Here is an 11,815-nt window from a genome sequence, read left to right on the forward strand (position 1 = left end):
TGTTCTCTCTGGGTTTGCTGGATTTGCAGGCAATATTTCGGGAACAACGCGATCGCCTTCCCTGCAAGGTCAAGTCTCCCTCGATCGTGTCGCTTTTAACCAACTCGTCCTCGATCCCGTCCTTTCCGGGGAAGTCAATTTTGTAGCGGGAGAAGGAGGCAACGCAGACATACGCGGAATCAGAGATAAAATTACCGCAACTTTAGATCGCAACTATCTCCCAGAAACCTTTGCCGTCAAACTCGACGAATTTACCGCCACTGGAGAACGAGAAGGCAACATTCTCAACGCAGAGATAGCGAACCTGCCCCTCGCTTTAGCCAAAGCAATCGCACCCCTGCACCTCTTTCCCCGCGTCATCGCCGCACAACCCCTCTCCGGTAGCTTGGATGGAAACTTAGCCGTTAACCTGAAAACCTTTGACGCAACAGGCAATATCACGATCGCAGATCCGGTTGTTGGACTCATTAGCGGCGATCGCTTTAAAGGCAACATTGCCTACGCTAACGGCGCGATCGTCCTCGAAGCAGGAGATTTAAGAGTTAGAGAAACCCAATATCTCTTAGATGCTAGAATTAGTGAGTTATTTAGCGATCCCAAAATTCAAGGCGAGATTCAAATCGCTAATGGAGACATTCAGGATTTACTAAAAACCTTCCGCCTCAAAGACTTTCAGGATTTCTTGCGCCTCGCCCGCACCCTCGAAAGAGATGCACCAGGAGATGCAGAGGACTTAAAGACCTTTGCCGTGGGTTCTGTGGAGGAAACCACAATACTCGAACAACTCCGTCGCTTGTCAGAGATTAATACCCTGCAAGACCTGCAAGAAGAAGAACGCCGTAAAGCCTTTCCCGTACCCCCTCTAGCAGACTTGCGCGGTAATTTTGACGGGACGCTGCAAATATCCACCAGACTCCGAGAAGGGTTTGCAGGGACTGACGCAGACTTCGATCTTTCTGGATTAGATTGGCAATGGGGTTCCTTTGAAGTGGATACTGTTGTTGCCAAAGGCAGCATCGAAAAAGGACTGATTACCATCTTACCCCTAGAAGTGCGAGCCGGAGAAGGATTTGTGCAAGCATCGGGAACCTATGGCGGAGAAGGCATTTCCGGTAAAGTAGACGTGACCGAATTTCCCATTATCCTCTTACAAGATTTACTCCCCTTACCCCCCGCGATCGGTTTTAGCGGTCGTATCAATTTAACCGCCAACCTTTCCGGAACCCAAGAAAACCCCCAAGCACGAGGTAGAGTGGATATTGCCGATACCAAAATTAACGATACTGACGTTTATTCTGCCGAAGGAACCTTCAGTTATAACAAAGCACGCTTGCGATTTTCCGGCAAGAGTCTCTTGGCAGAAGAGGGAACCCCTTTAACTTTAACCGGAGTCATTCCCTATCGCCTGCCCATCCCCATCGCCTTACCCCCTGAAGATAATTCCTTAAGTCTGCAAGCTAATCTTGAAGATGACGGACTGGCAATTATTAATATTCTCACCCGTCAGCAATTGGAATGGGAAGGAGGGAAAGGCAAAGTTGATGTAAAAATTAATGGTTCCATCGATCCCGAGACGAAACGCTTAAAAACCTTAATCGCTGATGGCAATATTAGCCTAGAAGATGGCATTGTTAACCTACAAGTCATTCCCGACCCCATTACCGACATCAACGGGGAAATTGCCCTTAATTTTAATAACATTGATGTAAAGAATTTAACCGGAAAATTTGGCGGAGGAGATATCATTGCTTCGGGAACTCTCCCCACCTTTTTAGCCACACCCCAAGAAAACCCCCTGACGGTAAACCTAGAGACCTTGGCTTTGAATTTAAAAGGGTTATTAAGGGGAAATATTCAGGGAAATATGCAAATTGCCGGCACCGCGATCGAACCCATCATTTCCGGGGCATTAGAGGTGGCTAATGGTAGTTTACAAATTTTAGGAGCGGCGGGACAAGGAGCAAAGGGAGATTTGCCCGGTAGCGGCGATGTGGGTTTGGCAGATTCTGTCTCTTTTGATAACTTACAACTGACTCTCACGGATAATTTTGCGATCGAACAATTGCCGATTTTAAAGTTTATCGCGGGGGGAAGTTTTCTCGTTAATGGTACCCTAGCGGACTTGCAACCCGAAGGTACAATTCATCTCAAGCGGGGTTTTGTGAATTTGTTTACCACAACTTTCCGTTTAGAACGCAATTATGACAATATCGCCCGTTTCGTTCCCGAACGGGGATTAGATCCGGAGTTAGACTTATTATTATTAGGGTCTGCGTTGGAAACTTCTCGCCCCATTTTGAGAAGCGATACTCTAACTTCTGAGGTTCGAGATACTGCCACTAATATCGGTTCCGTACAAACCCTGCGAATTGAAGCACAAGTGACCAGTACGGCGTTTGAGTTGGCGGATACGTTGAGGAATTCGGCGGCAACTGGGGGACGACCCGCACAACAAGTTCTAACTTTAAGGAGTACCCCTCGGCGCAGTGAAACAGAATTGATTGCTTTGTTGGGGGGTGGGTTCATTAATGCTGTGGCTGGGGGAGATAGTACGGCACTGGCGGGAGGTTTGGCCAATATTGCCGGGACAGCGCTTTTAGGGGGCGTACAGGGGCAAATTGCTGACGCATTTGCGTTGGATCGTTTCAGCATTTTTCCGGCGGAGGTGATTGATGATACGGGACGCACGGGAACATTAGGGGTAGCGATGGAGTTGGGGAAAGATTTCGGGCGCAATTTTTCGATTTCGGTGTTACAGTATTTGACTCCACCGGATCAACCGACGCGCTTTAATACTCAATATCGCTTAAATGATAATTTTACCGTGCGGGGTTCGACGGATTTTTCGGGGGATAGTCGTTTATCGGTGGAGTTTGAAACGCGGTTTTGATTGATTTTTGCTAGATATTTAGCCTTGCGGTTTCGTATTCTTCTTTTTTCATCACGGCGATCGCTTGCTGAGTTTCTTTGTATGCTATGTTAAAACTTAACAAATAAATATTGAGATTATATTATGCTAACACTTAATCTTGATGATGAGGCTGAAAAATATCTAATTGAGATACTGTCTCGAGAAAAAACGACAAGTCAAGAATTAGTCAAAAAACTGTTACGCGATCGTTGGATCGGTTTAAAGACTTCTCAAACAGTTTTAGAAAGAATGGGCGGTTATCCCGAATATTTGTTAGAAGGTTCGGGAGATTTATCAGATAGAGACATTCGCAAACAAAAAATCGCAGAATATCTTCAACAAAGAAATGAAAAACACCACAAATTATGACAATATATTATCCTTTTGTTTTGATTGATACAGGAATTATCGTTGCTTTTTACGATTGCAAAGATCGCTATCACGAACAAGTTGTGCAATTCTTTCTTACCTCTACCAGCCAACTTATCACAACTGTAGCGTGTATTACTGAGGTTATGTGGTTGCTTGCTCCTAATATTCGAGTACAAAACGAATTTTTATCGGCATTAAAGAAAGATGTATTTATAACCGAACATTTAATTGTAGAAGATTACAAGCGAATCAAGGTACTTAATTCAAATTATCAGGATTTACCTGCGGATTTTACCGATCTATCCTTGATTGCTATTTCCGAACGTTTAAATATTGCTGCGATCGCAACAATTGCTTTAAATTAACCTAGGTTTGCGATGTTTTGAAAATATTTTGCACCAACCAAGTTAAAAGAGATGCGGTCATACCAGTGCAAAATGTGATAATGGCAATGACGATTTCTCGGGGGAAATGTCGGGCGATCCAATTGGATTGAATGGTGGAGATGGGGAAGTCTGGATCTAAGCCAACTTTGATTTGATGGGTTGTACCGGAAACGCGAACTTCTAAACCTTTTTCTTGGATTTGTATGGCTCTAATTTTTTCGATTCCGGGGGGATCAATTAAGAAAAATTGTTGGGGTTCGAGGGTTAATTCTTGTTGTGCCATACGAATTTTACCCTCTACAATGGTGGAGCGATAGAGTTCGTCTGCTATTTCCGATCCGGTTCTTTCTAGGGTGTATAATTGGGTATCTTTGACGGCTAAGTTGCCCCAAAACCAGTTGGTTCCATCAATTTGTTCTAGGTTGGGGAGATTGGCGGAGAAAAATGTGGTTTCGGGTAAGTTGAGTTGGATTTCGGGAATGTCAGGTGTAAAAGTTAGTTCTAAGGGTTGTGAGGGGTTTATTTCGGGGGGTAATTCGAGATTTTTGAGTTGATAGCCTTCGAGGGTGAGAATGAGAGGTTGCGTGCCTAAATAAAGGTCGATCTCATTGGGGCGATCGCTAGACTCATTCGAGTTGGCAGGTTGGAGAGAGAAGGCTAATTTGTTGTTATTAAAAGGGTTATAATTGAGTCCTTCTACTGTAGTTAAATGGTTTAAGCGGAGTTCGAGAATTTCGATTTCGCTGGGGGTGTTGCGATCGCTGGGGGCAATTTTCCAAAGGCTTTGCTGGTTGTTGAGTTCGATGGTGAGGGTATCGATGCGATCGAGTTGAGGGATTTTTTCGTTAGCGAATTTTCCTTGTAAGGTGAGGGTTTGTTGTCCTTGGATGGCTAATTCTGAAATCTCATAGAGGGAATTGAGTAAAAGTTGATTTTGTTTTTGGGTATTAAAACTGAGTTCTTTGACAATTAAGCTGGCTTCAAATTGGTGCGGGACATTAATTAGCGCACTCATTGCAATACTGCCAAAAAAGAGCAAAAAAACAAATGCAACAACGATGGAAGGTCTTTGCTTGAAAAAGGCGATCGCGGCTAGGAATGCCTGTTTGCAAAGACCACCAAGAAATTTAAAACTTTTCCACAGTTTTGTAAGCCATTTGACAACAAATTTTCTAATCTTAGTAAACCATTGGGAATATTGGGATGGCACGAGCAAATCACCTCAACCAGTTAGGATTGTGAGCAAAAGTAAGAGTACGCCGAACCAGTCGAGGTGCGCGTCCTATGCGTTCGATTTCGGCTTCGTAATAGAGTTGATAGCGTCCGGTATTTTGGTTGCGTCCATCCCAAGGAAAACTAATTTCACCCTTTTCAAAGATGGGGGTAGAATCAGTATGAACAATTGTCCCATTATGCTTGATTTGTAAGGTTTTGAAACGGACGGGACTGGATGAATGAAAAACAAATTCGTATCGATCGGCAGGAGAACCGATAATAACAGGAATGTAAACGATTTGAGAGCCTGTATTGGCGATCGCACGGAGATTTGTTGGGAGAATTCCGGCTTTTTTGAGGACGTAGGTAGACCAGTGAAAATTATAGGTTTGGGAACGAGGAACAAGACGCAATTCGTTCAATTGATAATCCTGCTCAATGGCTCTTAGTGTAACATTAGGTCGCGAGGTATTGGCAAGGCGAGGAATGCGAATCGTGAGGTTATTTCCAAAGGAGTTCACACCTCTTGTTGTTAAGGAAATTAAACGCAAAGAACCGGAAATCGAGGAACGTTCTACAATGCCTTCGCAGCGATTGTTCTCTCGGCGAATATAGTTGAGTTCTTGGGGATTGCCATTAGGACACGCGGCTTGTGCGCCAACAGCCGTAAATCCCCAAATAAACAAGCCGATTAGTAATGTTTTGTAGTTTCTCATGTTTAGAACATCTCCCATTTTTTTAGCCAAACTTCGACATAGGTTAAGGAATAGGCAAATGCAAACCCTGCAGTTTCGCGATCGCTGGAATTGCTGACTTTAATCACAATTCCGACAACTTGATCTTGTTCGTTTAAGACAGGACCTCCAGAATTTCCTGCTGCAACTGTTGTTTGAGCAATCTGCAATAATTGTCGATCGCGATTGCTGATTTCACCACTTACCATTGTCCAAGGTAATCCGGTGGCTGGATGTCCGATAATTCGGATGCGATCGCTTCGGTTGACTTGTTGGCTCAATACGGGTAATGCTTGGATATCTTCGGGGGGATCGGTCACTTCTAGTAAAACTAAATCGAGATCGTTTTCAATGGGAATTTTGACGAGTTTTGCTTCCTGTCGTCGATGCACTTTATCGCTTGGTGGTTCGCTGTAAAAGTCCACTGCAATTTTGTCGCTGATTCGTCGAGTATCTTCATGGTGGATGACGTGACGGGCAGTGAGAACCCAAATTCGATTTCCTTCTCGTTTAATCACCCATCCTGTCCCTGTTTGAGAACCATCGGGAGTAGCGGCGATAACTCGCACGACGGAACGCAATAGAGGCACATCGGGATCGTTATTGGGCAACCATGCAATATCGTTGATATAGGTGGGTTGAGGATTGAGTTTCAGGGCTAATAAGCGTTGGGTTTCTCTGAGATTATTCCGAGGAATTTGCCAATTTGAATCTAGATTAATCGCTTTTTGAAATTCTGCGATCGCTTCTTCATATTGCTCTTGTTTTTGGTAAATTAAACCCAAACAGTTACGAGCTAAAGTATGAGCGCTTGCTGGTGTTATATTCGTTTGTTCTGGCAATTTCAAGGCTTGATTGCACTTTGCAAGTGCTTCTTCTAATTTTCCTTGGTCATACAGCACATTGCCCAAATTGTGGTAAGCAGTAGCATAATTAGGGTTGAGGCGAATGGCTTCTTGATAGGCTTCTATAGCTTCTTCTAATTTTCCTTGGTTTCTCAACATATTGCCCAAATTGTTGTAAGCAGCATAATTAGGGTTGAGGCGAATAGCTTGTTGATAGGCTTCTATGGCTTCTTCTAATTTTCCTTGGTCAGACAGCGTAACCCACACATTGTAGTAAGCAGTAGCATCATTAGGGTTGAGGCGAAGGGCTTGTTGATAGGCTTCTATGGCTTCTTCTAATTTTCCTTGGTTTCTCAGCGCAATGCCCAAATTGTAGTAAGCAGTAGCATAATTAGGGTTGAGGCGAAGGGCTTGTTGATAGGCTTCTATGGCTTCTTCTAATTTTCCTTGGTTTCTCAGCGCATTGCCCAAATTGTTGTAAGCAAAAGCATAATTGGGGTTGAGGCGAATGGCTTCTTGACTGGCTTCTATGGCTTCTTCTACTTTCCCTTGGTCAGACAGCGCAATGCCCAAATTGTTGTAAGCGACAAAGTTATCCCGATCGCGTCGAATAACCTGCCGCCAAATTGCCTCTGCTTCAGCGTAGTTTCCTGCATTCTGTGCCGCAATACCTCGCTCGAATAAACGCTCGATCGCCGATTCTTGAACCACTTCAACCGAGTCAGCAACCGCAATTTGAGGCATCGCCAACATCGACGCACTCAACAAGACTGCAAAAATAGGATTAACTTTCATAAGCGATCGCGTATCAAAATTCTCTCACTGCCAATATCTTAGCGTCCCTATCTCCCAACGACCACTGCGATCGCATTCCCTTCAACCCACCCGTAGCTCTCTCACGCAACTCACACAGCAAAGCGATCGCTATCTCCAATTGGCGCTAAAATAGCAACATAAATCAAACTGGAGGTGCCAATTTTTATAACAAGAGTACGAGCCATTCGTAATGAATTAAGAAGCGCGATCGTGTTGCAAAGAAGTGGGAGCGGTATTGCTGGGTATGACTTGGAAACGCTGGGCAAAATATCGACTTTCTCCGCCCGCACTATCATAAGCAATTCCTTCCAAACTATAACCTCCACTGGTTAAATTCAAAGCATTCAAATCTAAATTGTAGCTAAAATCTGCCCAGCGATTGTCCTTCGATCGCGCCACAAAATTCCCCGCATCTCCTACATCTAAAAGTGTCCCATCGGGGCGACTAAGTTGAAAGTCAATTCGGGCAATATCGATCGCGCCATTGAGATCGAAAACTTCCCCACTGTCTAAACTTAATGTATCCGTGTCGAGGTAACTATTAGCACTCAATGCAAATGATAAAGAAGTGGGGTCAAAGTCAGGAATCTCGCTGATAATAAAGTTTTGCTCAAATACTTCACTCGCTGTCCCACTGCGATCGTAAGCAACAGCCCACAGGCTATAATTACCTTCAGCTAATGCCAATGCGCCTAAATTGAGATTGTAATTAAAGAATCCTTGGCGATTGTCGGTAGTGGAGGAGGTAAAATTCGTGACATCGCTTAAATCTGTTAAACTTCCATCTCCATGACGCAGGCGAAAATCGATATGGGATAGATCGCTAATGCCATCGCGATCGCTAACATTTCCAGAAGAAATGGTTAGAGTTTGAGAGATATTATAAGCTGTTTTATTGAGGTTAAAATCGACAGAAATCGGCGTATTGCTGGCAGGTTGAAGTTTGGTAACAAAAATGCTAATTGCATCCGGACTGGTTAGGGTAAAAGTATTATCCCCCGGATCGAAATCTCCCGTGTTCTCAAATCCACCAATGAGATAAACTTCACCGCGATCGCCAATTGCTAACTTACTGCCAAGATCTGCACCACTTCCTCCCATATTCTTTGCCCATTGCAAATTGCCATCGCGATCGAGAGTCCAAATAAACGCATCTGCATCTCCAGCACTCGTTAGATTATAAACTCCCGTTCCCGGATCGAAATCTGCCGTTCCGTTAAATAAACCCGTAATGTAAATATTATCTTGGCGATCGATTTCAATTCCCGTTCCAAGATTGATATCACTATTGCCAGCTTGTTTAACCCATTGGAGGTCGCCAGAAGCATCTAATTTCCAAACATAAATATCGACTTCACTCTGACTGGTCAAATTGTAAACTTCGCTGCCCGAAGCAAAATCTAACGTTCCTGCAAATATGCCAAGACTGTAAACACCTCCTTGACTATCGACGGCAATTCTCGTGGAATAGTTGAATCCAGGACTTTCCGTTCCCCTTGCCCAAATAAAGTTACCTTGCCCATCAAGTTTGACCACAAAACTATCATAGAGAAAACCCGGAGTCGTCAGTTCGTAAACTCCCGCACTAGGGTCAAAATCTGCTGTTCCTGCAAATAATCCCGTTAAATAAATATTTCCTTGGCGATCGAGAGTAATATCGTAACCTTCTTCGACGCTGCTTCCTCCCGTTGTTTTTGTCCAAAGAAAATTGCCATCGCGATCGAGTTTGGAGATAAATAAATCTTTACTGCCAGCACTGGTTAGCGCACCACTTCCCGTATCGATCGCGCCTTCAAAATTTCCCAGCACGTAGAGAGAATCTTGGCTATCCAGAACAATGCTACCCCCAGAGCTAGATTCTGTTGCATTCCAGTTTTTAGCCCAGAGGAAATTGCCTGCATTATCCAACTTCAGAACAAAACTATCGGCAGATCCCAGACTGGAAAGATTATAAATCCCATTTCCTGGATCGAAATCGACTGTATTTTGGAAAATTCCCTTGATATAAATATTATTTTGACTGTCGAGAAGAATTTCTCCGGCCCAATCGTCTCCAATACCTCCCAATGCTTTTGCCCAGAGGAAATTTCCACCTGCATCTAATTTGGCAACATAGACATCTTTACCGCCATTACTGGAAAGATTGTAAATTCCATTTCCCGGATCGAAATCAACTGTATTGGGGAAAGTTCCGACGATATAACTATTTCCTTCACTATCAATTTCGATATCAATTCCATTTTGATCCCCCAGTCCTCCTATGGCTTTAGCCCAAGCCAATTCTAGCTCGCTACTATTATTACCAGAATCAGAGGGAGTTATGGTGAAAATACGCTCGATAATTTCGCTTTCTTTTCCAGCGCGATCGCGAGCAATTCCTTGTAATTTATATTCTCCTGCAACCAATCCTAAATTGCTCACATCGAAATCGATATTGAAACTCCCCCAGCGATTATCTTCTGAAGATGATGTAAAACTATTGACTGTACCCAGATTGACAAGCAAACTATTATTTTCCAGTAAATTAAAGCTAATCTCTTCAACTTCGTTCAATCCCTCTTCATCGCGGACAAATCCACCTGTAATAGAAAGCGTTTCTGTTGGTGAAATCGCAGCACGATCTAGATTAAAAAGTAATGTTGGGGCTGTATTAATGGATTCCAAAATAAACTTGCGCTCAAAGGGTGTACTGGTTTCTCCAGCGCGATCGTAAGCTATCCCTCGCAAACTATATTCCCCAGCATCTAATCCTAAATTGACCAATTCTACGTTGTAAGAAAAACTCGCCCACGTTCCAAAATTGTCCCAAGTTGCCGGGATAAATTGGCTAACATCATCTAACGCTGCAATCTGCGTTCCTCCTTGCCAGATTTCCCATTCAATTTTGTCGAGATCGTCAACACCATTTCCATCTCTGACCCAACCATGACGCAGATCTAACGTATCGCGATCGCTGTAAGAATTGTTGGATAAACCAAAACTTAAATAACTCGGCGCTTCATTATTCGCAGGAGAAGCGATCGCAAAATTTCGGGAAAACTCTTCAGAATTTGCGCCAGCGCGATCGCTTGCAATTCCTTTAATTACATAATTACCATCCCCTAAACCCAAATGACTCAGATCGATATCATCATTAAAACTCGCCCAATTATTCGCCCAAGATGCAGGAGTAAAACTACTGATATTCGTCTCATGTAAAATCGTTCCTTGTCCGTCTTGAATTTGCAGGTCAATTTCTGCCAAATCCGCCGCACCATCTGCATCATATACCCATCCCCCCATCAATTTTAAAATTGCATTGGGGCTGTATTGACTAGACTCTAAACCAAAGCGAAAATGAGTTGGGGCTGTATTTTGAATTTGCTGAATCTCAACGAGAAAAGTACGAGAAAACGGCGTGCTGGCATTACCAAAGCGATCGTAAGCGGTTGCTTGCAGGGAGTAAGTTCCCCCTTGTAATGCCCCCCAATCTGTTAGATTCAATGCCGCATTAAAGTTTGCCCAACGATAATCCCAAGTCGCGATCGCAAAATCGCTAAAACTGCGAACTTCGCCGATCGCGGTATTACCCTGCAAAAGCTGCAAGTCCAATCGCGCAATATCCGTTCCTCCATCGCCATCATAAATCCAGCCATTTTGTAAAGCGATCGTGTCGTTGGCACTATAGCTAGTATTATCGAGACTAAAGCGAAGATTGGAGGGTGCAACGCCATTAGGAGGAGGAGGTAAAGGACTAGAAGAACGTGAGGAAAAGTTTAAGGGTTTGAGAAGAGTTGAGCCAGAATTTAGGTAAGATAAATTCGACTCTTGCCAATTTACTTCTAATCCGGGAGCGCGATCGGTGGGGGACATGATAGCTCGAATAAGTGCAATCTACATTACATAAGTGACTTCCTCCTGCTCGATGAGAAACAAAGTATGGAGGAAAGATAAGTGTATTTTCACTTGACAGAAGTATAACACGAATTATTGAATGAAAGGATTTTATTTTAATTTTTGTTTTATACAGGGAGACAACTGAAGAAAATGGCTAAAAATCAACGCGATCGCATCACCTATAAAAATCGTAATAGAGAGATGAGTTAGGGAATATCAACGCGATCGCTTTGGTTTTTTTGATTATATCGAGAAGCGCGATCGTGAGGTTATTTCCCAAGGAATTCACGCCTCTCGTTGTTCTAAGCTAAAACGCATTTAAACAACGGATATCTAGCGACCAAGATGGTCGCACTCCAAGGTTTTTGGGATTCTTGATAATGTCGTTTAGATGCTGAACAGCTTAGTAATCTCAAGGCTTAATGGCATTTCGCCAGTGCTTCTTCTAGTTTTCCTGGGTCAGACAGCGCAATGCCCAAATTGTTGTAAGCAGCAGCATTATTAGGGTTGAGGCAAAGGGCTTGTTGATAGGCTTCTATGGCTTCTTCTACTTTCCCTTGGTCAGACAGCGCAACGCCCAAATTGTTGTAAGCAAAAGCATCATTAGGGTTGAGGCGAAGGGCTTGTTGATAGGCTTCTATGGCTTCTTCTACTTTCCCT

The 11,815-nt window shown here is 43.6% G+C and carries 8 protein-coding genes; 3 read left to right on the top strand and 5 right to left on the bottom strand.

What is annotated here, in order from left to right:
* The 3 genes from VB714_RS12760 to VB714_RS12770 form a co-directional block, all read left to right on the top strand.
* Positions 1-2,890 (top strand): translocation/assembly module TamB domain-containing protein (locus tag VB714_RS12760; protein ID WP_323224707.1); only part of this gene is annotated, 2,890 nt, incomplete at its 5' end.
* 123 nt (positions 2,891-3,013) lie between these two features.
* On the top strand, positions 3,014-3,280 hold the full coding sequence (locus VB714_RS12765; protein WP_323224709.1) for a hypothetical protein: 267 nt from the start codon (positions 3,014-3,016) through the stop codon (positions 3,278-3,280).
* Entirely contained in the window at positions 3,277-3,648 is a 372-nt protein-coding gene (locus VB714_RS12770; RefSeq protein ID WP_323224711.1) for a type II toxin-antitoxin system VapC family toxin, read from the top strand. The genes VB714_RS12765 and VB714_RS12770 overlap by 4 nt, the downstream gene beginning before the upstream one ends.
* A gap of 1 nt (position 3,649) precedes the next feature.
* On the opposite strand, the gene VB714_RS12775 is transcribed toward VB714_RS12770, so the two are convergent.
* From VB714_RS12775 to VB714_RS12795, 5 genes are all read right to left on the bottom strand, one after another.
* A complete protein-coding gene (locus VB714_RS12775) occupies positions 3,650-4,879 on the bottom strand; it encodes a hypothetical protein (protein ID WP_323224713.1) in 1,230 nt (409 codons plus the stop codon).
* 7 nt (positions 4,880-4,886) lie between these two features.
* Positions 4,887-5,600, bottom strand: a complete 714-nt coding sequence (locus tag VB714_RS12780) for a hypothetical protein (RefSeq protein WP_323224715.1) — start codon at positions 5,598-5,600, stop codon at positions 4,887-4,889.
* Between the two features lie 2 nt (positions 5,601-5,602).
* Positions 5,603-7,258: a tetratricopeptide repeat protein gene (locus VB714_RS12785; RefSeq protein WP_323224717.1), complete on the bottom strand. Its 1,656-nt coding sequence runs from the start codon at positions 7,256-7,258 to the stop codon at positions 5,603-5,605.
* 216 nt (positions 7,259-7,474) lie between these two features.
* On the bottom strand, positions 7,475-11,131 hold the full coding sequence (locus VB714_RS12790; RefSeq protein WP_323224719.1) for an SBBP repeat-containing protein: 3,657 nt from the start codon (positions 11,129-11,131) through the stop codon (positions 7,475-7,477).
* A gap of 443 nt (positions 11,132-11,574) precedes the next feature.
* On the bottom strand, positions 11,575-11,815 hold a 241-nt coding region (locus VB714_RS12795; RefSeq protein WP_323224721.1), incomplete at its 5' end, for a tetratricopeptide repeat protein.

It is taken from the genome of Spirulina sp. 06S082, from assembly GCF_034932145.1.
Classification (GTDB): domain Bacteria; phylum Cyanobacteriota; class Cyanobacteriia; order Cyanobacteriales; family Spirulinaceae; genus CCY15215.